At 65.6% G+C, this 25616-nt stretch carries 21 protein-coding genes and 1 pseudogene; 5 read left to right on the top strand and 17 right to left on the bottom strand.

Annotated features, from left to right (window positions below; all coding sequences use genetic code 11):
* Positions 1–23: 23 nt before the first annotated feature.
* The 11 genes and pseudogenes from G6N51_RS04835 to G6N51_RS04785 form a co-directional block, all read right to left on the bottom strand.
* Positions 24–593, bottom strand: coding sequence for a type II toxin-antitoxin system Phd/YefM family antitoxin (locus G6N51_RS04835; protein ID WP_158086209.1), 570 nt, complete (start codon positions 591–593; stop codon positions 24–26).
* Positions 563–2114 (bottom strand): annotated as a pseudogene (locus G6N51_RS04830) (MCE family protein). The gene G6N51_RS04835 and the pseudogene G6N51_RS04830 overlap by 31 nt, the downstream one beginning before the upstream one ends.
* Positions 2108–3310 carry a virulence factor Mce family protein gene (locus G6N51_RS04825; RefSeq protein ID WP_083170899.1) on the bottom strand — a complete coding sequence of 401 codons (1203 nt, stop codon included), beginning with the start codon at positions 3308–3310 and terminating at the stop codon, positions 2108–2110. The pseudogene G6N51_RS04830 and the gene G6N51_RS04825 overlap by 7 nt, the downstream one beginning before the upstream one ends.
* The gene (locus G6N51_RS04820; protein ID WP_083170897.1) at positions 3307–4863 is read right to left on the bottom strand and encodes a virulence factor Mce family protein; all 1557 of its coding nucleotides are present in this window, start codon (positions 4861–4863) and stop codon (positions 3307–3309) included. The genes G6N51_RS04825 and G6N51_RS04820 overlap by 4 nt, the downstream gene beginning before the upstream one ends.
* Positions 4860–6419, bottom strand: a complete 1560-nt coding sequence (locus G6N51_RS04815) for a virulence factor Mce family protein (protein WP_083170894.1) — start codon at positions 6417–6419, stop codon at positions 4860–4862. The genes G6N51_RS04820 and G6N51_RS04815 overlap by 4 nt, the downstream gene beginning before the upstream one ends.
* Entirely contained in the window at positions 6416–7456 is a 1041-nt protein-coding gene (locus tag G6N51_RS04810) for a virulence factor Mce family protein (RefSeq protein WP_083170892.1), read from the bottom strand. Before G6N51_RS04810 ends, G6N51_RS04815 begins: the two co-directional genes overlap by 4 nt.
* On the bottom strand, positions 7453–8760 hold the full coding sequence (locus tag G6N51_RS04805; RefSeq protein ID WP_083170890.1) for an MCE family protein: 1308 nt from the start codon (positions 8758–8760) through the stop codon (positions 7453–7455). The genes G6N51_RS04810 and G6N51_RS04805 overlap by 4 nt, the downstream gene beginning before the upstream one ends.
* Before the next feature lie 5 nt (positions 8761–8765).
* Positions 8766–9638 (bottom strand): MlaE family ABC transporter permease, encoded by an 873-nt coding sequence (locus G6N51_RS04800; RefSeq protein ID WP_083170888.1) that lies wholly within the window; start codon positions 9636–9638, stop codon positions 8766–8768.
* A gap of 1 nt (position 9639) precedes the next feature.
* Complete coding sequence (locus G6N51_RS04795) at positions 9640–10419, bottom strand: MlaE family ABC transporter permease (RefSeq protein WP_372510285.1); 780 nt, start codon at positions 10417–10419, stop codon at positions 9640–9642.
* Between the two features lie 604 nt (positions 10420–11023).
* The gene (locus G6N51_RS04790) at positions 11024–11692 is read right to left on the bottom strand and encodes a TetR/AcrR family transcriptional regulator (RefSeq protein WP_083170884.1); all 669 of its coding nucleotides are present in this window, start codon (positions 11690–11692) and stop codon (positions 11024–11026) included.
* A 229-nt stretch (positions 11693–11921) separates the two neighbouring features.
* Positions 11922–12227 carry a hypothetical protein gene (locus tag G6N51_RS04785; protein ID WP_083170882.1) on the bottom strand — a complete coding sequence of 102 codons (306 nt, stop codon included), beginning with the start codon at positions 12225–12227 and terminating at the stop codon, positions 11922–11924.
* Positions 12228–12561: 334 nt separating this feature from the next.
* Between G6N51_RS04785 and G6N51_RS04780 the strand changes: the two genes are divergently transcribed.
* Positions 12562–14160, top strand: a complete 1599-nt coding sequence (locus tag G6N51_RS04780) for a purine-cytosine permease family protein (RefSeq protein ID WP_232078524.1) — start codon at positions 12562–12564, stop codon at positions 14158–14160.
* On the opposite strand, the gene G6N51_RS04775 is transcribed toward G6N51_RS04780, so the two are convergent.
* Entirely contained in the window at positions 14157–15491 is a 1335-nt protein-coding gene (locus tag G6N51_RS04775) for an acyltransferase family protein (RefSeq protein WP_083170878.1), read from the bottom strand. The two genes, G6N51_RS04780 and G6N51_RS04775, sit on opposite strands and share 4 nt — an antisense overlap.
* An 83-nt stretch (positions 15492–15574) precedes the next feature.
* On the opposite strand from G6N51_RS04775, the gene G6N51_RS04770 reads away from it, so the two are divergent.
* Positions 15575–16546 carry an aldo/keto reductase gene (locus tag G6N51_RS04770; protein WP_083170876.1) on the top strand — a complete coding sequence of 324 codons (972 nt, stop codon included), beginning with the start codon at positions 15575–15577 and terminating at the stop codon, positions 16544–16546.
* Positions 16547–16603: 57 nt separating this feature from the next.
* Here the strand turns inward: G6N51_RS04770 and G6N51_RS04765 are convergent, their stop codons facing one another.
* The 3 genes from G6N51_RS04765 to G6N51_RS04755 all read right to left on the bottom strand — a co-directional run bounded on the left by G6N51_RS04765 (position 16604) and on the right by G6N51_RS04755 (position 19094).
* Positions 16604–17704: an NAD-dependent epimerase/dehydratase family protein gene (locus G6N51_RS04765; RefSeq protein ID WP_083170874.1), complete on the bottom strand. Its 1101-nt coding sequence runs from the start codon at positions 17702–17704 to the stop codon at positions 16604–16606.
* Positions 17701–18231: a nuclear transport factor 2 family protein gene (locus G6N51_RS04760; protein WP_083170872.1), complete on the bottom strand. Its 531-nt coding sequence runs from the start codon at positions 18229–18231 to the stop codon at positions 17701–17703. Before G6N51_RS04760 ends, G6N51_RS04765 begins: the two co-directional genes overlap by 4 nt.
* Before the next feature lie 62 nt (positions 18232–18293).
* Positions 18294–19094, bottom strand: a complete 801-nt coding sequence (locus G6N51_RS04755) for an acyl-CoA thioesterase (RefSeq protein WP_083170870.1) — start codon at positions 19092–19094, stop codon at positions 18294–18296.
* Between the two features lie 123 nt (positions 19095–19217).
* Here G6N51_RS04755 and G6N51_RS04750 point away from each other — a divergent pair, with 123 nt between their 5' ends.
* The 3 genes from G6N51_RS04750 (at position 19218) to G6N51_RS04740 (ending at position 22176) form a co-directional block, all read left to right on the top strand.
* Positions 19218–20447 carry an acyl-CoA dehydrogenase family protein gene (locus G6N51_RS04750; RefSeq protein ID WP_083170868.1) on the top strand — a complete coding sequence of 410 codons (1230 nt, stop codon included), beginning with the start codon at positions 19218–19220 and terminating at the stop codon, positions 20445–20447.
* A 12-nt stretch (positions 20448–20459) separates the two neighbouring features.
* Positions 20460–21326: a hypothetical protein gene (locus G6N51_RS04745; RefSeq protein WP_083170866.1), complete on the top strand. Its 867-nt coding sequence runs from the start codon at positions 20460–20462 to the stop codon at positions 21324–21326.
* A gap of 67 nt (positions 21327–21393) precedes the next feature.
* Positions 21394–22176, top strand: coding sequence for an SDR family oxidoreductase (locus G6N51_RS04740; protein WP_083170863.1), 783 nt, complete (start codon positions 21394–21396; stop codon positions 22174–22176).
* Here the strand turns inward: G6N51_RS04740 and G6N51_RS04735 are convergent.
* The gene (locus G6N51_RS04735; protein WP_083170860.1) at positions 22169–25084 is read right to left on the bottom strand and encodes an MMPL/RND family transporter; all 2916 of its coding nucleotides are present in this window, start codon (positions 25082–25084) and stop codon (positions 22169–22171) included. The genes G6N51_RS04740 and G6N51_RS04735 overlap by 8 nt on opposite strands.
* Positions 25081–25515, bottom strand: coding sequence for an MmpS family transport accessory protein (locus G6N51_RS04730; protein WP_174814293.1), 435 nt, complete (start codon positions 25513–25515; stop codon positions 25081–25083). The genes G6N51_RS04735 and G6N51_RS04730 overlap by 4 nt, the downstream gene beginning before the upstream one ends.
* Positions 25516–25616 lie beyond the last annotated feature (101 nt).

Genomic DNA, 25616 nt, shown 5'->3' with positions numbered 1-25616 from the left:
CGGTGATGGCGCGGGCGTCGTTGCTAGGCGACCGACACGATGCGGGCGACCAGCTTGCCGCCGCGGATGACCTCGATCGTCTGTCCGGCCGCGACCTCGTCGAAGTAGCGCCCCGCGCGCTTGCGCAGTTCGTCGAGCTCGATCCCGCCGCTCGCGTCGGCCGGAATCGGGGCCCGTTCGGCGTCGCCGGCGGGCACGATTTGCGCCAGCAAGCGACCACCGCGAACAACGCTGAGCGTCTCCCCGGTGGCGACCCGGTCGAAGCACCGCCCGGCCCGCGTTCGCAGTTCGTCGAGCCCTACCCACCCGCCGGCGGCCGCTGCCGCGGTGTCGACGGATTGTGCCGGGATCGGGGCGACCCTCCAGTCACCGACGGACACGATCCGGGCCACCAGTTTGCCGCGACGGACGACGTCGATCGTCTCGCCGGCCGCAACCCGCTCGAGGTATGTGCACGCGTTACTCCGAAGTTGGCCCAGGCCGATGGTTTCCCGCATGCCTCGCCGGTCGCCGTCGTCACCGACGGGCCGTGGGGATGCCGAACCAACGGCGCGGGCCCGGCTCAGCCGCGCGGTGCCAGCATGTCCTTCCATCCGTCGTCTCCTGTCTTACTCGAATTCTCGACCGTGTATTTGGCGCCGTCGGGGCCTACCAATTCGCCGCTCTGGGGAAGGTAGACGGCCGGGGGAGGACCGGCGGGGGTGTAAACGCACGGATTGGGTTGCTGCCCATTGCATTCGACGGTTCCCGATCCCGGCCGCTGCAGTGCATCGCTGACGGGCGGCGGTGTCCCCGCCACCCGGTCGGAGGGCGCGGGGTTGAGGCCGTTGTTGACCGACGGCGCGGGTATGACCTGGCCCGGCTTCACCGGCTGGTCGCAACGCGCGGCGGGCGCCGGGCAGGTCAGGATCTGGTTCGGTTCGCCGTACCAGGGGTTGGTGCCCAGCGGAACGTATGGTTTGGGGTCGCGGCACTCCCGTGGCGTCGCGGCGCGTTTACCGGGGACATCGACACACGGAAGGTTGCGTGCGCCGCGCACGGCGTTGGCGGGAGTGTCCTGCGGGATCTTGCAATAGGTTCCGGACGGCATCGGCGCCAGGCTGGTGTCGGCGGGGGACCGCCATTGAGATGCCGGGAGAAAACCGGTCAGGCACGGCGGGGGGCTGGTTGATCGTCAGCGAGGTGCCGAGCGACGCGTAGCCGGGGAAAGCCGCCGTGACCGCCTGGCCTTCCGAGGCGCCCTGCGGATAGGCCACCAGCAGTTGCTCGACACCCTTGTGGTAGCGCTTGAGCATGTCGAGCACGATCTCGAGATTGGCCAGTGTCTGCGGCAGCGAATCGCGGACGTCGCCGAACACCTCGTTGACCTGATCGGCCGTCGGTGCGGCTTGGGTCAGGATGCTTTGCACGTGCTGGTCGTTTTCCGCACTCTGCGCGGCCAGGACGTTCAGGTTGTGCGACCAGCGCTCGATCGAGTCACCGGAGTCGACCTGGCTGTCGATGATCGGCCCGGAGTTCTGAATGATGTCGTTGACGTCGGAGATGTTGGTCTTGAAGTCACCGGCGATCGCCTGAGTCGCGTCCACCAGCCGCTGCAGCGCGGGGCCCAATCCGCCGACCGCCTGGGCTGTTTCGTCGAGCAGCGAGGCGATCTTGTCCTTGGGCAGCACGGCAAGCCCGCGGTTGGCCGCGTCCAGCGCCGGCCCGATCGCGGTCGGCACCGTGCCCTTGGTGATCGTCTGTCCCGGCGAGAAGTATCGGCCGGGGTTGCCGACCGACACCAGGTCCAGATACTGCTCACCGACCGCCGACACCGAATGCACGTTCGCCGACGCGTCGACCGGAATCTTAAATCGGTCCGCGATGCTCATGGTGACCCGCGCGCCGGTCTTGGTCGGCTCGACGGCGGTGACGGTGCCGATGGTTTCACCGCGATACGTCACGTTGGACGTCTTGTAGAGACCGCCCGACGCGGGCAGCTCCGCATTCAATGTGTACTGGCCGATCCCTACCGCGCTGGGAATCTGCAGGTAGTACCACCCCAGCGCGACCGCCGTGACCGCAGTCAGGATGGCGAACATCACCAGTTGGCGCTTGATGAACCGGGTCAGCATTGCCGGTCCGCCCTCTCGACCAGCGGCCCGCCCGGCGCATCGTTGGGGTTCGGCGTGTACCGGACGTCGGGGATCATCGTTTCGGGGTCGCGGCCCCACGATTGCTCGAGCGCGCGCAGCGCTCCGGAGAAGCCGGTCCCGGTGAGGACCGCGTTGTCGACGGCGCTCATGGTCAGGTCCAGCGTCAGCGACAGGTTGAAGTAGTCGCCACGGAACGCCTTCGGCACGGAGTCGATGTCGAACGGCCGGACGAGGATCAGCTTGAGTGCGCGAATCAGATACGGTGCCGCGCGGCCGAGCTCCCGCAACGGGCACTGCAGCGACAACAGGTCCTGGTGGATGTCACCGCGCGAGGCCGACAGGTATTGGTCGGCAAGCTGGCTGAGCCGTCCCGTCGCGTCGACCGCGTTGATCAGAAGGTTCTGCTTGTCGGCGAAATGCTTGAGTAGCGGCGGGAATTCGGTCAGGACCCGATCCAGGACGTCCGAGCGGGGACCGACATACGCCAGCAGCCGGTTGGTGGAATCGATGGCTCGGGTGATGTCGGCGCGTTGCTCGTCGAGTCGGGCGGTGAAGGTGTCCAGCTTGCCGAGGAAGGCACGGATCTGCTCGGCCCGGCCGTTCACGATGTTGTAGACCTCGTTCTGCAGCACTTCGAGGTTCGGGATGCCTCCGCCGCGCAGCACGATGGCCAGACTTGCCAGCGTCTGCTCGGTCGTGGGGTAGGTGGACGAATTCTTAAGTGGGATGGTGTCGCCGTCCCGCAGTGGTTCCGGTGAGGGGTTGGGCGGCGCGGCCAGCTCCACATGTTGAGAACCCAGGAGGCTGGTCTGCCCGATCTTGGCGGTCGCGTTCTTGGGCAACTTGACTTCCTTGCCCAGACGTAACGTCAGGGTCGCGACCCAGTTCTTCAGTTCGATCGCGCGCACCGTGCCGACAAAGACGTCGGCGACGCGCACCCGGCTGTTGTCGTTGAGCGCCAAAGTGTCCGGCAGCTGCACGTAGACGGTGTAGGAGCCGGGCCCAGAGCCGGGGCCGCCGGGCATCGGCACATTCGCAATTCCGTGCCACTTCGCGCACGACGTCAGCGCCGCCGCAGCGCTCAACAGTGCCAGCCCCTGCCAGGCTCGGTGCCGGGCGCGAGAACCGAACGCGCGCAGCGTCTTTAGCGCCTTCGTGTCACGCGCGCCCGTCATGATCCCGATCCTGTCGACGTGGCCACCGGTGTGGGCGCGACCGGGCCCGGGACCACACCCGGTGCCGGTGGCGGTGGCGGGATCGGCACCTGCGGGGCCTGCAGGCCGATGGGCGGCACGACCGGGTTCTCGTCGTAGGCGTTGGGCGGTCCCGGCGGGGTCTGCAGCCCTGACGGCGGGGGCGGACTGTCCGGGCCGCCCATCAGTTCGGCCAGAGACGCGGGGGTCAGCAGGCCCCCGGTGATCGGCCCGACCTGCGTGCCCTGCATGCCCGGTGCGACAACCCAGCCGGGTTGAGTGTTGCGATGCGACAACGGTGTATCGGGCACCCAGATCCCGGGCACCGTGGTGTCCTTGTACCCGTTGGGCGGCTGCAGCCGGGGCTCGGAGTAGGCGACTTCCTTGGGCAGCGCCTCGGCGGTGCTGAACAGGTTCAACCCGAACGGCAGGTAATTGAACTTGATGGCATCGAGGATCGGCGCCAGGTACTGCGCACACAGTTCGGCGGAATCCTGATAGCCCAGCCGGCTACCGGCCTGAATCATGCTGCAGACGAACTGCATTGGGTTCGCGAAGTTCGGGATCGCCGGGATGGACATGACGGCGCCGTGCGACGGGTGATAGATCTGGCTGAGGTTGGTCTCCAGCGTCGGCAGGACGTGCAGGGCCGTCTCCAATCCGTTCAGCGGATCGGGTTGAACCAGCGTGGTGGTCAAGGTGGCGAGGTTGTCGACGTCGTGCGCGAGCACCCCGCGGTTCTTGTCCAAGAACGGACGTAGCGTGGAGAGCAGGCTGTCGAACTGCTGTATCGCGTTGGCGAGGTCCCGGTCGGAACCGGTCAGCTTGTCGGTGAACTGGGCCAGGTTCTTGTTCAGCGCGACGAACTGCTGGTCGTCTTTGTGCAGGGCGTTGACGAACTGAGCCAGGCTGCGCACCACCGCGAAGAAGTCGCCACGGCCCTCGTTCAGCGCGGTCAACGACCGCGACAGGCTGTTCAGCGTCGTGTTGATCTGCTTGCCCTTGCCGGCCAGCCCGTCGGCGAACGACTCGATCGCCTCTCCGAACGGACCCTTGGGTTGCTCCGGTGTCGGGCCGAGTTTGGAGATGATGGTGGCGACGCTGTCGCGCAGTTCGTCCCACTCCGTCGGCACCTGGGTCCGCTCGATGGGGATCACGGCGTGGTTGCCCATCACCGGGCCGCCTTTGTAGGGCGGTTCAAGCTGGACGCTGCGCGACGCCACCAGGGTGGGATTGACGATCACGGCGGACGCGTTGGCGGGCACCTTGTACTTGTTCTCGTAGTGAAACGTCACCTTCATCTTGTCGCCGGCCGGTTCGATCTTGTCGACGGAACCCACCCGAACGCCCATGATCTGGACTTTGTCCCCGGAATAGAGCGCATTCGCCGCCGGGAGATAAGCGACCACGGTGTTGGTGGTCAGGTTCTGGTAGAGCCGCCAGCCGACGAACCCGGCGACCAGGCCCAGCAGCACCACCACTGCTCCGATGACGTTTCGGGGGCGCAGGTGGCGGACATTGAAGACGGTGCTCAATTCTGGCTACCTCCCGTGATGCCGCTACCTCCCGTGCCGCCGGGATTGATGAACGGTGCCGGCAACTGCTGTCCCGGTCCCGGCGGCGCGGGGGGCCCCGGAGGCAGCCCGGGTGCGAACGTCGACGGTGGCGGCGTGGGGCCCGCGGGTTGCAGATTTTCGGTGCGTGCGCCCGGCGGTGCCTGGGCGGGAAGCGGCACCGGTATGCCCGGGACGTCCGGTGGCGGGTCGCCGGGCCGCCCGGCGATGGGGATTCCCGGTGTCGGTGGCAGGCCGTTCGGGTTCGGCGGCGAAGCGGCGACGTCGATCGGTGCCGGGAAACTGCCGCCGAACGGGCCGACGCCTACGCCCGCGCAGGGCAGCGGATTCCCCGGCCGTGGCAGCGCGTCGGCCGGTGGTGTGTACGAACACGCTGTTCCCGGCGGGACGGCGGGTCCCGGATGATCCGGGGTCCCTTCCAGCACCGGAGGTGCGGGCGGCGGTGCCCCGTTGGGGAATCGGGTGCCGTTCGGGTCGGGCCAGCGGAACTCGGGAAGGCCGGCGCTGCGCCAGAAGTCTTCCGGGTCGATGCCGCGCTTCTTGAAGGCGGCGTCGACGAATGGCTGCAAGATCCAATACGGCAGCAGGTTGGACAGGACGATCTTGAAGTACGGCCCCGACGCGACGGATTCCCCGAGCGATGCGGCGAACTGGCTGACGTACGTGAGGGTCTGAGCCAGGTCGTCTTTGCGCGCCACCAGCACGTCACTGATCGCCCGCAACTGCTCCAGCACGGGATTGAGGTTCGGGTTGTCATTGATGAACCCCTGCACTTCGGCCGAGAAAGCCGAAATGTTCTGCAGCAGGGTGCCGATGGCGCGGCCACGCGCGTTGAACGCGGCCAGCAGCGTCTTCGTGTTGACCAGCAACCGGTTGATCTGTTCGCTGCGATCACCGAGCACACTGGCCACTTGGTGGGCCTGGGCGAGTAGATGCTTGATCTGTTCGTCGCGCTTACCGATGCTGTCGGAGAATTTCGTGAGCCCGTCGAGCGCGGCACTCAGATGGGGGTAGGTCTGATCGACGGTCTGCGACAAGACATTCAGCGACTGCTTGACGGTGTCGATGTCCCAGCCGGTGGCGGCCTTGGTGACGTCGAAGGCCGCGTCGTACAGCTGATAGGGGGTGGTGCTTTGGGCCAGTGGCAACACATCACCGGGTCGCAACTTCTTGGTTCCCCGCGGCTCGATCTCGAGCACCTTCTTGCCGAGGATGGTGTCGGTCTTGATCGCGAGCCGGCTCTCGGTGCCGATGGTGTTGCCGCCCACGGAGAATTTGATTCGGACGTGGTCGCCGTCGATCTCGAACCCCTCCACCTTGCCGACGTTGACGCCGGAGATGCGCACCTTGTCGCCCTTGTTGAGTTGACCGGTGTCGGTGAACTGGCCGTAGTAGCTCGGGCTGGCGAACATCATCGGGATACTGGTGAAGCTCTGCCCAACGGCGACCACGAGCACCAGCACCGTGATGCCCATGAGCCCGACCCGGTTGCGGTTGAATTCCGTCAGCGTCCTCATTGCGGCGTGCACCTGCCGGTGGGCTGCTGCCAGAGCCGGACCGTGCGCACTGGGCCTCCGGCCTGCAGTCCGTTCCACTTGATGGTCAGGTCGCAGACGTAGAAATTGACCCAGTCCCCGTAGAGCCCGATGCTGCGCCCGATCAGGTTGAGCGCCGTCGGCGTCTTGTGGATCAGATCGCCGAGTTGGTCGCGTTGGTCGACGAGCGGTTGCTGAAGAGCCTGCAGGTAGTTGATCGCCTTGTGGATCAGCGCGCGGTTGTCCGCCAAGAGGTCGGCCACCGTTCCGGCGGCGTTGCTGATGTTCGCGGTGCCGGCGGCCAGCGGGTCGGCGTGATTTTGCAGCCCGGTGATCAATCTTTCGAAGTTGTCGACGGTCTGGTCGAACTCCTTGCGATGCCGAACCGTGGTGTCCAGCACCGTGTTGAGGTTCTTGATCACCTCGCCGATCGCCTGGTCGCGTTCAGCGATGTGCGCGGTCAGCTGCGCGGTCTGGTCGAGGATGTCGTTGATCGTGCCGCCCTGACCCTGGAACACCGTGATGATGGCCGACGCGATGGTGTTGACCTTTTCCGGATCGAGCGCCCGGAACAGCGGCTTGAAACCACCGATCAGGGCGTCGAGATCCAGCGCCGGTGAAGTTCGGGACAGCGGGATCCAGCCGCCGGGCGGCAGGACCCGGTCAGAGCCCTCACCGTCGCCGCGTTTGAGTTCGAGGTAGCGGTCGGCGAACAGGTTGAGGTAGCGGATCTGCGCCGTCGTCGACTGGTAGAGCGGTATCGAGCGGTCGACGTCGAAGTCCACCCGGACCCGCTGCCCCCCTTCGATCAGCCGCACCGCTTTGACCTTGCCGACCTCCACCCCGGCCGCGCGGACGAACTGGCCGTTCTTCAGCCCGGTGGCATTCTTGAACTCCGCGTGATAGCTGTTGGTGCTGTTGAATCGCATTTGCGCGAACACCACGACGATCGACATGGTGATCAGCAGCAGCACCAGCGAGACGATGCCGAGTTTGATAGCGGAGCCGGTGATTTTCATGGGTTGATCGTGTTGTCCCCGACCTGGCGGCCCCACACGTACTCGATTGCGTACGGTGAGCCGGTTTCTAGGTGGTTGTACGGCGCGAGGCTGGCGCCGGTGTCTACCACCAGACTCGGCGCCGGCCACAGGTCATGGGTGATGGTCTGCCAGCAACCCGGCGCACCCCCCGGACCGCCGTGGGCGTTCACCCGCGGCAGATTGTCCGGGTACACAAAGGGATTCGGTGCGCCGCCGACCAGCCCGGCCAGCCCGAGGAGGCCCATGGTGGCCGCGGTGCCGGCCAGCCCCGGGAGCGTCAGGATGCCTCCCAAGCCCGACGTCAGCTCGGTCATGGTTTTCAAGGCGTAGCCGTTGCCGCCGCCGGTCGTCGCGTACGCCGCCGGTTCCTCGTCGTAGTAGTTGCGGATGGTGCAGAAGAACTCGGGGCTGTAGGTGTCCAGCAGCTGGGCGGTGGGCACCAGATCGGCGGCCCCACGCTGCAGGTAGGGCCCGCCGCGGGCGAAGATGTCTGCGCCGGTGTTGCCCAACCCGGCCGCGGCCAACAACGCCGCATCCAGGTCGCTTTCCTGCCGGTGCACCGTGCGCGCGGTAATCACCGCGTTGTTGAGCGAGTCGAGCAGATCCGGCGCGGCCTTGGCGTAGACGTCGCCCAGGTCCGCCAGCCGCTGAATGTCATGCCGGATCTGCGGCATCTGCGGATTGATGTCGTCGAGGATGGCGTTGGCGTTGACGATCGACTGCCCGAATTTGTCGCCCAACCCGGTCAGCGCCTGCGCCGCCGCGGCCAGCGTCAGGTTCAGCTTGACCGGATCGATCTTCTCCGTGATCGAGGTGAGCGTCTCGAACAGCGTATTGAACTCGGTCGTCACCGATCTCGCATCGATCACGTGCTGTGGCGTAATGGGTTGCGGTGCCGGATTTTTGGGCGAAGTCAACGACACGTACTTGTTGCCGAAGACGGTGGTTGCCCTGATGTTGGCATCCACGTTGGCCGGAATGAAGTCGATGTACTTCGGATTCACGTTCAAGACGAACTTGGCCGCCGGTGATCCGTCGCGCTCGACCTCCGAGATGGTGGCCACCCGGCCGATTTCCACGCCGTTGTAGGTGACCTTCGACCCCGGGTCCATCACCAAACCGGCCCGGGGAGCCAACATGGTCAAATGTGTCGTCGGCGTGAGCTCGCCGCGAAACTGCAACCACACGAACCCCAACACCGCCGCAGCGACCATCAAGAACACCAACGCCGCCGTCCGGTACGGCGGGATGCGCTGCGGGTTCTGCTTCACGGGGGTCGTCATGGCGGCTACACGGTGAGGTTGAAGTTCGGTGTTTTGCCGTACACGGCCATCGCGGTCAGCACGACCACCACGACGATCGTGATCAAGGACAGGCGCATCGACCGGCCGACCGCTTCGCCAACGCCGACCGGCCCGCCGGTGGCCGTGTAGCCGTAGTAGCAGTGGGTGGTCATCACGACCACGGCAACCAGGATCACCTCTGCGAACGACCAGGCCACGTCGTTCAGGCGCAGGAAGGTGTGGAAGTAATGGTTGTACGTGCCGAGGGACTGGCCGTAGAAGAAGACCGTGGTGACCTGCTGGGACAGGAAGGCCATGGTCATCGCCAGCCCGTAGAGCGGGATGATGACGATCAGACCGGCCACGACCCGGGTCGACGCCAGGTAGGCGACCGACCGGATACTCATCACCTCCAGCGCGTCGACCTCCTCGCTGATGCGCATCGCGCCCAATTCGGCGGTGGCACCCGCGCCGACGGTGGCGGCCAGCGCCTGGCCGGCGGCCACGGGCGCCACAAATCGCACGTTGACCAGTGCGGCCAGAAATCCCGTGAAGGCCTCCACGCCGATATTGCCCAGCGTCGCGTAGCCCTGGATGGCGACCAGTGAGCCCGCGGACAGGGTGATAAAGCCGACGATGGCCGCGGTGCCACCTACCACGGCCATCGCGCCGGTGCCCATTCCCATCTGGGCGACCATCCTCAACAGCTCCCTGCGGTAACGGTGCAGGGCGAAGGGGATCTGCCCGACTGCGGTCAGGGCGAACCAGACCATTTGCCCGATCTCGACCAGCACCCGGTCGGGCGCTTCGCCGTATCGGCTGAGGGCGGCCCGCGGGAAGTGGAGATGGCGTGCGGGAACCCCGGTAGCTGCGGTCATGTCAACGTCCCGTCCCGAAGCGGACACCGATGGTGGTCAGCGCGGCGTTCACCGCGAACAGCGCGATGAAGCACAGCACCACGGTCTCGTTGACGGCGGTGCCCAAACCTTTGGATCCGCCGCGGACGATCAACCCCCGGTAACAGCCGACCAGGCCGGCGATCAGGCCGAACGTCGCGGCCTTGATGAACGCGATCACCACCTCGGGCAAGCCGGTGAGCGCCGTCAACGTGGAGAGGTAGGCGCCGCTCGAGACGTTCTGCAGATACACGCTGAACAGGTAGCCACCCCCCAGACCGACGGCGACGACGAGGCCGTTGAGCAGGATCGCGACGAGTGTCGAGGCGACGACACGGGGCAACACCAGCCGGTGGATCGGGTCGATGCCGAGCACCTCGAGCGCATCGATTTCCTCGCGGATGGTTCGCGCGCCGAGGTCCGCGCAGATGGCCGTACCGCCCGCGCCGGCGACCACCAGCACCGTCACGATCGGGCCGAGCTGGGTGACCGCGCCGATCGCCGCGCCGGCACCGGAGACGTCGGCGGCGCCGATCTCGGCCAGCAGGAGGTTGAGTGTGAAGATGAGCAGCACGGTTTCCGGGATGGACACCGCGATGGTGGGCAGCAGCGACACCCGCATGAGAAACCAGCCGTTCCAGATGAACTCGCGCCACTCGAACGGCTGCCTCAGCGCTTTGCCCGTCAGCACGCACATCCGGAAGAATCCGCCGGCCACTTCCGTGCCGGGCCGGATTCTGCTGCCCACCTTGCTGGCAACCATGTGCGAGGTAGTCATCCGCGCCGTCCCTCACGTGATCGCCGATTCGCAGGCCGGCTCGTCCGACGAATAAACCTCGAAAAGCACTGCGCTGCCGAGTGTTCCGAACCCGAAGAGAGTGGGAACGGCTCTGGATTTGTTCTCGGACGGCTTCGCTGCGGCGATGTGCGGTGACCCCCGCGGCGTGCCGCATCACCTCGTTTCCGACGCCCGTCGACCAGGTGATCCCCCCGACCGGCACTCCGGGACCGTGTTCTCAGCTCCATGCCACCCTCGCCACGCAGCCACTATCGCATTAACCGTACGGTCAGTCAATAACGCCACGCCAGCGTGTGATCGCACCACCGCATGTCCCGGGCATCGCCTCGCGCTCCGATAACGTTGTTCGCACAATTACCAGGCATTTTCGGCTTTCGCCCGATGGGCCGAGACCATCTCCGACCTGCAGGCGACTGGAAACATCAGCGCAGAAAACCGACCGGCCGTACAGTGACGGCTACGGCGCTTTGGCGCGCGGCTTCGGCCTGCGAGGGCCGGCTGAACACGTCAGGCAGGGAACTGATCGAAGCCAAATGCGCTGCTGTGCAACGAAGTTAAGGCAGTGCGGTCAACCAGCCGGGCTGGTGGCCGCGGCAAGGCAGTCGCGCACCACGGAGACGACGCCCGCCGACGGGTCCGCCCACTTGCCGAGCCCCAGTCGGTCGAGCAGCAGCCCGCCGAGGAACACGTCGACGAATGCGGCCCCGACTTGTTCGGGCGTCCGGGAGCCGCTGGGATCGAACCACACCCACATCCACTGCAGCGATCCCCACAACTGCAGCGCCGCCAGTTCGACGTCGACGTTTCGGAACACGCCGCTCTCGATTCCGCTACGGATCTCGTCAACCGCCAAGGCTTGCAGCCGATTACGCAACTTGCGCACCTGCTGCATCGCCGGGTCATCGAACAACTGAACCACCTCGCGCTGGCTAGCCACCGTCGCGTCGCGGGCGACCACCTGCAGCAGTGCGGAGGCGTAGATGATCGCGGCGATGCGTTCGTGCGGCGCGGACAGACGAGCCCATATCATCTGCAGCGCATCGAGTTGGCGGACGAGGTGGCTCTCTTCAAGCTCGCGCAACATTTGCGCCTTGGTCCCGAAGTGGTGAACGATGGTGCCCTTCGACATGCCGAGCTCGTCGGCGATGTCGCCCATATTCGTTCTCTCGTAGCCGCGTTCGGCGACATAGCGGACGAACGCGTCGAAAATTTCGCCACGTCTCCCGGGTCGGGGCATCTTCCACCTTCGGGTCAAACTAACCGTACGAACGGTCTATCATAAGTTTCGCGATGTCAAGGACCCGCGCGGCTGTGCCTACGGGGCGATAGTCTTTGTGCGCCGCCACCCGCCCGGCTGTGCGACGCGGGTGATGCTCTTAGGCAATCAGGTCAGCGAAAATTCTGCCACCCGCCAAAAAAGCGCGGTGGAACCCGCTGCCGGCACGCGGTCCGTCGGTCAGCGGAGGCTAGAGCGCGCTGGGCCCAATTAACCTGTCCGGCGCGGTGACGACATACGTGTTCGCCTTGGCTGCCGGCTTGATCTCGCCGGCGGTGTACACGGTCATCAGCTCTCTGCCATCGTTGTCGGCGACGCACACATAGGTATCCGTCTCGGCGTCGTAGTCGAAGCTTTCCCAAGCCAACAGGAACGCCAAGCAGTTGCCGTCGCGGTCTGTGACGACGAGCTTGTGTACCCCGGATTCCTTCAAAAGCTGGGCATCCTGGGCGCGGTGCTGAGGGACGTGGGTGGTGCGGAGGGTGGCGTGTGACATTTGTGTACTCCCTTAGCGAGGGTATCTCCTCGTAGCCTAGGCTCAACTGTTCAAGGAATCCGAGCCTTGGGGAAACGTTTTCTCCCCGGGTACTCGCCCGCCCAGGGCACTACGGCCCCAATGAAGGGGTCGTAAGTCGTTTAGCGAACCGACCGTGCTGCCTTGGGCGCGTCCAGCGTCTCGGCGAGGCGGTTCCGACGATGCCGGGCGTCACTTTGTCGCAACCCGGGTCGGCTATCTTCGGCGGGACTTGTGGGCGAGGGGAGTGGGCATGACGCAGGAAACCGAATCCGACATCGAGAATCCGTCCGCGGCCGAGGTGGACCTGGACACCATGACGGCCACCAAAGAGACGCTCGAGGACTACACGCTGCGGTTCGCACCGCGCAGTTATCGACGATGGTCGACTGCCGTGGTTGGTATCTCGGCGCTCGGCGGCATCGCGTATCTGGCCGACTTCGCGATCGGCGCCAATGTCGGCATCTCTTATGGAACCGGCAACGCACTGTGCGGTATCGGGATCTTCGCCCTGGTGATCTTCGCGACCGGGCTGCCGTTGGCGTATTACGCGGCGCGCTACAACCTCGACCTGGATCTGATCACCCGGGGTAGCGGTTTCGGCTACTACGGTTCGGTCGTCACCAACGTGATCTTCGCGTCGTTCACCTTCATCTTTTTCGCCCTCGAGGGTTCCATCATGGCGCAGGGCCTCAAGCTCGGACTGCGCCTCCCGCTTTGGGCCGGGTATGCCTGCTCGACGCTGATCATCTTCCCGCTGGTGATCTACGGCATGAAGGTGCTGTCCCAGCTCCAACTCTGGACCACGCCGCTGTGGTTGATCCTGATGGTCGTTCCGTTCGTCTACCTCGTGGTGCGCCACCCGGACTCCATCCACCAGTTCTTCGGGTACGGCGGCCGCGGCGACGGCGCCGTGAACATCGGCTCGACGTTGTTGGCGGCGGGCGTCTGCCTGTCGCTGATCGCACAGATCGCCGAGCAGATCGACTATCTGCGTTTCATGCCCCCACGGACCCCGGCGAACTCGCGCAGCTGGTGGACCTGGGTGCTGCTCGCGGGACCCGGCTGGGTCGTGTTCGGCGCCATCAAACAGATCATCGGCCTGTTTCTGGCCGTCTATCTGATCGCTCGAGTTTCGGGTTCGACGTCGGTAGCCAATCAGCCGGTGCACCAATTCCTGTTGATCTACCGCGACTTCATGCCCGGATGGCTTGCACTGACACTCGCGGTGGTCCTGGTGGTGCTCAGCCAGATCAAGATCAACGTGACCAACGCGTACTCGGGCTCGTTGGCGTGGACCAATTCGTTCACCCGAGTCACCAAGCATTACCCGGGGCGCGTCGTCTTCCTCGCCGTCAACCTCGTCATTGCATTGATCATGATGGAAGCCGACATGTTCGACGTCCTGAACACGATCCTCGGGTTCTACGCCAACTGCGGAATGGCATGGGTGGTGGCCGTGGCGTCGGACATCGTCTTCAACAAGTACGTGCTCAAGGTGTCACCGAAGACCCCGGAGTTTCGGCGCGGCATGCTGTATGCCATCAATCCGGTGGGCTTCGGGTCGATGCTGTTGGCCGCCGGGCTGTCGATCATCGCCTTCTTCGGCGGCCTCGGTGCGGCGCTGCGCCCTTACTCGCCATTGGTGGCAGTCGTCCTCGCGTTGGCCATGCCGCCCATCCTGGCGGTCGCGACCAAGGGCAAGTACTACCTGCGTCGCACCCACGACGGCATCGAGCTGCCCATGTATGACGAGTATGGCAATCCCTCAGCGGCGCAATTGAAGTGCCACGTTTGCCATCACGACTACGAGCGGCCGGACGTCGCGGCCTGTGAAACCCACAACGCGCATGTGTGCTCGCTGTGCCTGTCCACCGACAGGCTGGCCGACCACGTGCTGCCGGCCCACCATTAGGCGCTCGGGCGCCGCCGCGCCTCAAGGCCGGTGACGGGCGACGGCGTCTTGGGCCGCAACGCCACCAGGACCACGCCCGCGGCGAACACCGCCGCGGTCGGCCAGGAGAATCGCCCGTCCGGTGCGAAGCCGCCCTGGGCCAGGAGGTGCAGACCAACCGCGGCCAGGACGGCGCCGCAGAGCATGATTGCTTCGCCCCAGCGATCGCCGAGTGGCAGTCCGAACGTCGGGAGCGGAACCGCGAAGAACCGCCGTTGCCACCACAGCAGCACCATTTCGGCCGCCGCCACCACGCTGAGGATCGTGATCCACTCCAATCGGACCAGCCACCAGGCCGCAGACCCCTCGTGGGGCTGCGGTATCAGGCCGGCCGGATAAGCGACGATCGCGACGAGGACCACCGGAATCATGTGCCAGAGGTAAAGGGCCATCACGTTGGCATTGGCGGTCGACAAGACGTGTCGCACCGGGCGGTGCCGCAGGACGCGGTCGAGTGTCGCTGCGAGTGCCATAGCCAGCCCGGCCTGCGTGCACGCGAACGCCATCATCGCCACCGTCGGTGGCGTCGTGTTCTCGATCGCTTCGCCCGGAACGCCGATCATGCTCACCGGATACGGCCCCACCCGGATCAGCAGTGCCAGAGCGACTGCCGAACCGGCGGCGATCAGCACCGGTCTGCGGCCGGCCAACAGCCCGCCCTGCCACGCGATCCCGAGCTGGTAGAGCAGGCCCCAGCACAGCAGGTAGTTGAGCGCGCCGACATAGGGGACATGGCCCGCGAGCGAGACGGCATCGATCAGCACGACCGCCGCGGCCAGCACCACCGGCACTCTGAGGCCCCAACGCCGGTGTGCCGCAACGGCAACCGGTGTCAGAGACACCACCAGCACGTAGACGGCGAGGAACCACAGGTGCATGGCCACCGCCCAGCCCGCGTACTCCAACACCGTGCCCGGAGCATGGCGGACCTGGAGCGCCACCACGAGGACCGAAATCAGCGCGACGTAGACGGTTGTCGGCCCCAGCACCCGAGCCAAGCGGTGGCGAATCCACGCCTGGCGCGAGAAATTGTCGGCCTCGCGGCGGTGCGCCCATGACACGGCTCCGGCGTACCCGGCCACGAAGAAGAACACCGGGACGGCCTGGAATATCCAGGTCAGCCATTGCGTCCACGGCATGTCGAGCAGCGGGTTCTCCCGGCCGAATTGACCGTCGCGATAGGTCACGGAACCGGCCAGCCAGTGGCCCAATACGATGGCCACCACGCCCGACGCGCGGTAGAAGTCCACCGCAAGATTGCGGGCCGGTCGCGCGGTTTCTACGTCGTCCATCGGATCGCGGCGAGACGGATGCGGTGCACTCGCGCAACGGTACCCGTCCCATGGCCCGAAGTCGCTGAGCGCACAATGACGGCATGAAACAAGCGCGCCTCGCCAACCTGGAGGTCGGCCGCCTGGGCCTGGGCGCCATGGGCATGTCCGTGGCTTACGCCGGTGCCGGCAGCGACGACGCCGAGGCGATCCGCACCATTCATCGCGCCATCGACTTGGGCGTCACCCTGATCGACACCGCCGAGGTGTACGGCCCCTACGTCAACGAAGAGCTGCTCGCCCGCGCCTTGCAGGGCCGGCGCGATCAGGTGGTGCTGGCCACCAAGTTCGGCCTGATCTCGCACACGGGCCGCAACGGCCTGGACAGCAGCCCCGCCAACATCCGGATCGCCGTGGACGGTTCGCTCAAAAGGCTGGGAACCGACCGCGTCGATCTCTACTATCAGCACCGACTCGACCGCAACACTCCCATCGAAGAAACCGTGGGTGCATTAGCCGACCTCGTCGCCGCGGGGAAGGTCCGGCACATCGGCCTTTCGGAGGTCGGCGTGCACACCATCCGGCGGGCGCACGCCGTGCATCCCATCACCGCGGTGCAATCCGAATACTCACTGTGGACGCGTGACCAAGAAGACGAGATATTGCCGCTGCTGCGCGAATTGGGGATCGGGTTCGTCGCCTACTCGCCGTTGGGACGCGGCTTCCTCACCGGCGCTATCCGCTCCACCGAAGGGTTGCCCGACAGTGACTACCGCAAGACCAATCCGCGGTTCTTCGACGAGAACTTCGAACACAACCTGCAAAGCGCCGACGAACTGGGCGCCATCAGCGCTGACGTCGGTGCCACCCCCGCGCAGGTCGCGCTGGCCTGGCTGTTGGCGAAAGGTTCCGACATCGTGCCGATTCCGGGAACCAAGCGTGTGACGCGGCTCGAGGAGAACGTCGGCGCCGACGCCATCGAACTGACACCCGACCACCTATCCCGGCTCGACCGGCTCACTCCGCCGATGGGCGGCCATCACGCCGACGCGCAGATGGGATGGATCGACCGCTGATGTCGACGACGTGTGAGACATGCTGCGGCGCAAGAGCTTTTGGATGGAGCGGACTAGCTACTCGGCGGCGGCGAGCGCCGCGGCGCCGTAGTGCTTTTCGATGAGCGTCCACGGGTCGGCGTAGGGGCCCCGTCCCTCGAGCCGGCGCTGCACCTTCAGCACGGTACGCAGGAGCGGCCGCAATATCGGGCTCAGCAGTCGCACCACTGTGCGCGTGCGGCCCTGGGTTTCGGCGATCCAGGCCAGGGTCTGCGACCAGTCGTGTTGCTGGAAATCGAGCAGCGCCTGCGCTTCGGTGGTGTCATACCAGCCGGTGAAGCTCCAGCCGCGGTCGTCGCTCGGGTCGCCGGGCAGGCTGGCGGATGGGCCGAGGCCACCAAGGCCGACGGCTTCCATCAGGCCGTCCTCGAGTTCGCGCTGAGTGAGCACGTACGACTCGTTGCCGCCGATCAGTATCACCTTGCCCGCGATGCTGGCTTGCCGATCGACGCCGTTGGCGAAGGCCAGCGCAACATCGCGCGCATCCACCGCGTGCATGCGGTTGTCGCCGGGCATCGATCGCATCAGGAGCAGGGAGTCGCCGTTGACCGTCGTGTGCGTGTCCGGCGAGATGACCCCACCCAGCCGGAAGAGCGCAAACGGCAGGCCGCTGGCGCGGATCGCCGCCTCGGCGAGCACTTTGTCCTGACCGTATTGATCGATGGGATTGACCGGGGTGTCCGGGGTGATCCGCTCGGGCTGGCGGTAGGGGTTGCGAGAACCGTAGACCGCGGCGCTGGACGCCATCAGGAACAACGGCGGTCGGGGGAGTGCGGTGCACGCCGCCAAGAGATTCTCGGTACCGCCCACGTTCACCCTGCGGGCCAACGCGGGTTTGCGATACGACAGCGGGGACACGATCGCGGCGAGGTGAACGACCGCGTCGGGCTGATGGGTCGCGACGAGATCCCGTACTGCCTCGGCGTCCAGCAGATCGGCATAGGCGGGGATCAGCGTTCCCGAGTGCCGGGCGGCGACCAGCTCCCGTTCAACGGCGAGGGTGTTGTCGCTGCGCAGATCCATCGCGATGACGGTGCGTTCGCGGTCCAGCAGGATCTGCGTGCAACGTTTGCCGATTTGTCCGAATGCGCCGGTGACCAGAACGGTGGAGGCCGTCATCGGCTCATCACCACATTGGCGACTCGGCCGATCGTCCGGCGGATTCGGTCAGAGACGTAGAGGGAAAACACGGGAGTGACGATATCCTCTCGCAGTCGAGTTAGCTTGGAGCTCTTGATGAACCACTGCCCGGCGATGTTCTGGTAGGTCTCGTGGTAATGGCCGTAGCCCACCAGGGTCACGCCGGGGCCGAATCGAACCACGTCCTGCAGCGCCCACACGCCGCGCGCGGTCGTCGGGGACGTGAGCGTGATTTCGGGGGCATGCACCTGGTGGGCGGTGGCCTGGCCCGGCCGCCCGAGGGCCCTGCGCGTGAAGGTCACGAACTCGTCCGCACCGTCGATCACCTTGCCGCCGGCCTCGGCCGTGTCGCTGACGAAGTCATCGGTGAAGATGGTTCGCCACGCCGCCCAGTCCTTGGCGTCGAGGTGCCGGCAGTAGCGGGCCTTGAGCTGCTTGATGGATTCGATGGCCAGCAGCGCGCCGGCGTCCGCTTCGGTGACGCTGGGCTCCGCACGCTCGGTCATTGCGCCTCGATTCTTTCCCTGAGCATCCCGGCGTGACGTTTCACTGGCGAAGTGTAAACCTCTCAGCCTTTGAAGTAGACGACCTGATGCGTGGTGGCCAGCAGCACTCCGTCCCGTGCCCACACTTCGGCGCTCTGGTCGAAGTAGCCACCGCTGAATGTGTTGGCGTGCGCGGTGCACAGCACGAAGTCGTTGCCCAAGCCGTCGAGTTGCTGCTGGTCGGCGTGGAAGTAGGTCGTCAACGAGATCGTCCCCGCCGGGATGACGCGGCCGCGCCGCAGGAAGATCCGCGGGTAGAAGATGTCGCACAGCGCGGCCAGCGCCGGGTAGTCGACGGGTCGTTGGGCTCGGTCGCGCACCCACAAGGTGGTCGTCGAGGAGGCGCTGGGTTGCCCGTTCTTGCCGGGCATCGGACCTTCGACGTACCGCATGTCATAGAGGCTCGTCCATTGCACCAGGCCCGGATCGGTGGCAGGCAGCTGCTCCGGGTCCGGCACGCTCGGCGGGGCACTCTCGGTATCGGCCCAGCCGTCGCGGCGCACAGCGAACAGCGCCGTTGCCGTGGTCTTGACGCCGCCGTCCTGGCTGAGTTCGGCGATCCAGTGCTGGTTGGTGCGGTTGGTGCGCGCGGCCCGAAGTGAGAGGTCGAAGTCCCCGTCGGCGATGGGCGCGGCGTAGTTGACCGTCAATGCCAGCGGCTCGCCGACGCGCTCGGGTTGCGACTCGATGGCGCGCAGCATCACGGCGGCGGTGATACCGCCGAAGGGCCCCACCATGTTGGCCCATTCCGGATGGGTGCGCCCGCGCCGCACGTGCGTGCTCGTCGCTTCGAGGCGGATGGCGTCGTCGAAGGGATGTGTCATGAGTCGACCGCAGACTACCGACGGCGGACGCGCCGCCTCGCCGAGGGCGGGGTCTCGACTGCCTCAGCGCGCTGCTGTACAGTCGCCCAGCACAAGGTCGACGCTCGAATGAGAGGTCATCCGGTGACGTCGGAGTCGGTTGAGGAATTCCGGGGACGGGCCAGGGCGTGGCTGGCCGAGAACCTGCCGCGGCTGGATTCCGGAGACGCGATGGTCCTGCAGCGCGACGAACTGACCTCCTGGCAGCGCGCCCGCGAACTGCAGAAGAAGCTGTACGACGGCGGATTCGCCGGCATCTGCTTTCCGCGCGAATACGGCGGCCTGGGCTTGGGTTACGAATACAAGAAGGCGTTCGATGCCGAGGCGCTGGCCTACGAGACGCCACTGATGCTCAACGTTCCCTCTTTCGCCATCTGCTGCGCGACGATCCTCGACATGGGCAGCGAGGAGCAGAAGCGCACGCACATCGCGGCCGCGTTGCGCGGCGACGAAGTGCTGGTGCAGCTGCTGTCCGAACCCAGTGGGGGATCAGATCTGGCGGGCATCCTCACCCGCGCCGACCGCCGTGACGGGCGGTGGGTCATCAACGGCGCCAAGACGTGGAGCACGTGGGCGTTCGCCGCCGACTACGGCCTGTGCCTGGCCCGGACTGACTGGAACGCGCCCAAACACGAAGGGCTGACGATGTTCCTGGTGCCGCTGCGGCATCCCGGCGTCACGATCAACCGCATCAAGCAGGTCAACGGCTCGGTCGAGTTCTGCGAGGAGTTCTTCGACGACGTCGACGTGGGCGACGACGCCGTGGTGGGGGAGCCGGGGAAGGGCTGGGACGTCGCGTCGCGCCAGCTCTACCACGAACGCCGCAGTATGGGCGACGGATCGGAATACACCAGCGGACCGGGAATCGCTGAGGCTGAAGACATTTCGGTTGACCTGCTGGCCGTGGCCGAGAAGGCGAACCAGGCCGGCAGCGAACGAGTCCGCGAGATGGTGGGCAGGGCCCTGGTCCATCGGGCCGTGCACGGACAACTCAGCGAGCATGTCTTCCACGCGGTGACCGACGGATCCCTGCCGCCCGCCGCGGGATCGATCATCCGGCTGTTCATGGCCGAGGTGCACGACGTCGAAAACGACACCGCGTTGGCCGTCGCGGGCCCGGCGGCCGTGGTCGACGACGAGGCGGGGCTGCTCGACATCGGCGTCCGCTACCTGGGCCGTCAGATCGCCAGCATCGGCGGCGGAACCACCGAGATGGCGCGCAACGTGATCGGGGAGCGGGTCCTGAACCTGCCGCGCGAATACGCCGCCGACCGTGGCGTGCCGTTCAACCAGGTGCGGCACGGAAAAGCCTGAAGGGGGCCGGAATTGGGCGACCAGCTTCGTGACATCCGCGAGTTGGCGGGCGACTCCGAGGCCTACCGCGACGAACTGTATCGACGCTGGACCGGCCTGCTCAGCTACCGCTACATCGGCCGCAAACACTCCTCGATGGACCTCGGAGAGGTCGACGACACCGTCACCATCCGCCGGGACATGCGCAACGAAGCCGGGGGAATCATGGTGGCGCCGTTGGCCATTTCCTCCCCGGAGGGCTGCCAGACGGACATGGTCGCGGTCCCCAACCCGGTCATCGCGTCGGTTCAGATCATCGACCCCGGCTACGACGTCAACCGAGTCGAGATCCTCGGCTCCGGCATCGTGCACCAGGGCCGCACCATGGGTTACGGGCGATGCAAGATCGTCGACGCCGACAACCCCGGCCGGGTGATCGCCTTCAACGAGGGGCAGGGGGCGATCATCGGCATTCCGCCGGAAGGCCTGGGCCGGATGGACGTTTCGGGCACGGAACTGGTGATCGAGGACTCGCCGGACCTGCCGCCGCTCTGGCGGGCCTTCGGCGCCAGCAGGCGCACCGACGGCTACTGGGTGCTACCCGAGCTCAGTACCGAACTCGCTTCCCCGGATGCCGCGCTGCACATCGGACCGCAACACGTCGTCCTCGAGACCGCGGCGATCGATCTCGCCGCCGACATCGCCGGCACGCGAAAGCTGCAGGTGGTCAGCTGGCACGTCATGTTCATGTCACGCGGCAAAGTGGGCCCCTTCCGCGTCGAGGGCAGCGCGTATCGGGGCGGCCCGGGACGCGTCGGCGTGCGCATGCTGCTGCACGACGAGGGGAACGCGGACAAGGCCGTCACGTCGGCCGCGGCGATCTTCGACATCGTGGGCTAATCAGACTCTGGTCATACATCTGCCCGCGTCTGTATGGTGCTAAAGACCCACACGACAGGAGTACGCAGTGGCAGAACGGTTGGCCGGCAAGGTCGCGCTCATCAGTGGGGGCGCGCGGGGGATGGGTGCCTCGCACGTGCGGACGCTGGTGGCCGAGGGGGCCAAGGTGGTGTTTGGTGACATCCTCGACGACGAGGGCAAGGCGGTCGCGGCCGAGGTCGGGGACGCGGCCCGCTACCTGCGCCTCGACGTGACCAAGCCCGAGGACTGGGACGCGGCGGTAGCCACCGCGCTGAACGAGTTCGGCGGCATCGACATCCTCGTCAACAACGCGGGCATCATCAACATCGGCACCTTCGAGGACTACGCGTTGTCGGAATGGCAGCGAATCATCGACATCAATCTGACGGGTGTGTTCCTCGGCATCCGCGCCGTGGTGAAGCCCATGAAGGAAGCCGGGCGGGGATCGATCATCAACATCTCCTCCATCGAGGGGATCGCCGGCACGATCGCCTGCCACGGGTACACAGCCACCAAATTCGCCGTCCGGGGGCTCACCAAGTCGGCGGCACTAGAGTTGGGGCCCAGCGGAATCCGGGTGAACTCGATCCATCCGGGGCTCATCAAGACGCCGATGACCGAGTGGGTCCCCGAGGACATCTTCCAGACCGCGCTGGGGCGGATCGCCCAGCCCAAGGAGGTCTCCAATCTCGTCGTCTACCTGGCCAGCGACGAGTCCAGCTACTCGACCGGCTCGGAGTTCGTCGTCGACGGCGGCACCACCGCGGGCCTGGGCCACAAGGACTTCTCCGCGGTCGACACCGCAGGGCAGCCCGACTGGGTTACCTAGCGGGAGCCAGGGATTCGGTTTCCTGGGACACCTTCTCGTCGCTCGGCTTGGGCCAGGGCGAGGGCACCGGGCGCTGCCGCACGCGTTGGGGCCACCAGAACCACTTGCCCAGCAGGGCGGCGATCGATGGCGTCATCAGCGACCGCACGACGAGGGTGTCGAACAGCAGGCCCAGTCCGATGGTGGTACCGACCTGGCCGATGACCGTCAGCTCACTGACCGCCATCGTCATCATCGTGAAGGCGAAAACCAGGCCCGCCGAGGTGACCACCGAGCCGGTGCCGCCCATCGAACGGATGATCCCGGTGTTCAGGCCGGCGTAGATCTCCTCCTTGAACCGCGCCACCAACAACAAGTTGTAGTCCGCGCCCACGGCAAGCAGGATGATGACCGACATCGCGAGCACCATCCAGTGCAGCTCGATGCCGATGAGGTGCTGCCAGATCAACACCGACAGACCGAACGACGCGCCCAGCGAGAGCAGCACGGTGCCCACGATGACGGCCGACGCCACCACGCCGCGGGTGATGAGTAGCATGATGATGAAAATCAAACACAGCGAAGAGATCCCGGCGATCAGCAAGTCATAGGTGTTGCCGTCGCTGAGGTCTTTGTAGATCGATGCGGTGCCCGCCAGATAAATCTTGGAGCCCTCCAGCGGCGTGCCCTTGAGCGCCTCGTAAGCGGCCTTCTTGATGGCGCTGATGTGCGAAATGCCTTCTTGCGACATCGGATCACCGTCATGGCTGATGATGAAGCGCACTGCATGGCCGTCGGGGGAGATGAAGTTCTTCATCCCCTTCTTGAACTCGGCGTTGTTGAAGGTCTCCGGCGGCAGGTAGAACGAGTCGTCGTTTTTGGACGCATCGAACGCCTTGCCCATGGCGTTGGAGTTCTTCTGCGCCTCGTTCTGCTGATCTTGCAGGCCCTTCTGGGTCGCATACATGGTCAGCATCGTCGTTTTCATGGCCTTCATGTTCTCGATCATCGAAGGCATCAGCGCCACCATCTGGGGCATCAGCGTGTCGAGATGATCCATGATCGGCAGCAGGCTCTCGATATCGTCGGTCATGATGTCGATGCCGTCCAGGCCGTCGAAGACCGAGCGCAGCGACCAGCACACCGGGATGTCGTAGCAGTGCCGTTCCCAGTAGAGATAGCTGCGGATGGGCCGGAAGAAGTCCTCGAAATCGGCCATGTGCTGGCGCAATTCGTTGATGTCGATGGTCATGTCATGCATCTTTTTAACCATCTGATGCATGTCGTCGGCCATCTGCGCGGTGATGCTGGACATCTTTTCCATGCTGTCGATGGTCGTCTGCATCATGTCGGCCTGGTGCAGCATGTCGGCCATCTGGTCTTCCTGGTACTTCTGGTTCATCTGCTGGGTGACGCCCTGCATGCTGATCTGGAAGGGGATCGACGTGTGCTCGATCGGCGTGCCCTGCGGCCGGGTGATCGCTTGCACCCGGGCGATTCCCGGCACCCGGAAGACGGTCTTGGCGATCTTGTCGATGACCAGGAAGTCCGCGGAATTGCGCAGATCGTGGTCACTCTCGATCATCAGGACTTCGGGATTCATCCGCGCCTGCGAGAAGTGCCGGTCGGCGGCCGCGTAACCCTCATTCGCCGGGAGATCCGCGGGCAGGTAGTTGCGGTCGTTATAGTTGGTGCGGTACCCGGGCAAGGTCAGCAAGCCGACGAGCGCGATCCCGATCGTCACGACCAGGATGGGACCGGGCCACCGGACCACAAGGGCGCCGATCTTGCGCCACCCGCGAATTCGCTGGGCACGCTTGGGCTCGAGCGTCTTTCGGAAGCGCGACGCTACCGAAATCACCGCGGGGCCGAGCGTCAACGCCGCTGCGACCACCACCACCATGCCGATGGCCAACGGGATCCCGAGCGTCTGGAAATAGGGCAGGTTGGTGAAGTGCAGGCAGAAGGTGGCGCCGGCGATGGTCAGGCCCGACCCGAGCACCACGTGGGCGGTGCCCTTGTACATGGTGTAGTACGCGTCTTCGCGTGACTCGCCCACGGCGCGGGCTTCCTGATATCGGCCGATCAAGAAGATCGCGTAGTCGGTGGCTGCCGCGATCGCCAACGTGACCAACAGGTTGGTGGCGAACGTCGAGAGCCCAATGATCTTGTAATAGCCCAGAAAGGCGACCATTCCGCGGGCGGCCGACAGTTCGAGCACCACCATCATCAACGTAAGTAGCACGGTGACGACCGAACGGTAGACCAGCAGCAGCATTCCGATGATCACCGTGAAGGTGGCCGCGGTGATGAGCTGCAGGCTGCGGTCGCCGGCCGTGTGCTGGTCCGCCGACAGGGCCGCGGGGCCGGTGACGTAGGCCTTCACCCCCTTGGGTGGGGTCAGGCTTTTGACGATGCTCTGGACGGACTCGACCGATTCGTTGGCCAGGGCTTCGCCCTGATTCCCCGCCAGATACACCTGGACGTAGGCGGCCTTGCCGTCGTTGCTCTGTGCGCCCGCCCCGGTCAGTGGATCGCTCCACATATCCTGCACGTGCTCAACGTGTTTGGTGTCGGCGTCGAGCTTCTGCACCATCTTGTCGTAGTAGGCGTGAGCGTCGGCGCCGAGCGGCTTTTCGCCCTCCAGCACGATCATGACCGAGCTGTTGGACTTGTACTCGTTGAAGATCGCGCCCATCCGCTTGGTCGCGACGACAGATTGCGCATCGTCGGGGGCCATCGACACCGAGCGCATCTTCCCGACCTCGTCCAGCTGGGGGACGACGACGTTGAGCACCGCGATGATCGCGATCCAGCCCAGGATGATGGGCACGGCGAAGGTTCGGATGATTCGCGGAATCTTGTCCCGCACCGGTTCTTGGGCGACGGGGATGGTGTCGGTGCGGGCGTCGTCGGGGTGTGCGCTCATGCGGATTTCACCATGCAGAAGGTCAGGGCGTGCACGCGGTTGGTCAGGTTCTCGGCCTTGACTTCGTCGTCGATGGTGATGCGACAACCGAGGGAATCACCGTCGCTTTGCGCCGAGAGGTTCGGGAAGACGGAGGGGGCGGTCGTGCTGAGGACCAGCGTCCAGGGCAACGGCGCGCCGTCGACCCGCTTCGGGTCGGCGGACAGGTCCAGGTAGTTCACGTTGGCGGTGCGGGCCGAGCCGAAGACCTCGTACTTGACCACTTTCGGCTTGAACGGCTTGGAGTCATCCAGCCTCGGGCTGGTCATGATGCCGGTGTCCTGGGCGCCGAAGAAGGACTTGACCCTTGCGACGGCGAAGCCGCCGACCACCAGCACCGCGACGATCAGCAGGGGCAACCACGCAGTGCGCACAACCTTCGATATCTGCACCTGGGGGACTCCTCCTCATCATCCGATCATGATGCGGTCAGTTGTGCGCAACGACTTACGGTGCACCGCAACGGTTTCGACGGCGACCATGGTCGGTACAG

The organism is Mycobacterium paraseoulense (assembly GCF_010731655.1).
In the GTDB taxonomy this organism is placed as follows: Bacteria; Actinomycetota; Actinomycetes; order Mycobacteriales; family Mycobacteriaceae; genus Mycobacterium; species Mycobacterium paraseoulense.
Note: the sequence above shows the minus strand (reverse complement) of the source record. Positions and strands in the feature narration are given on the sequence as shown.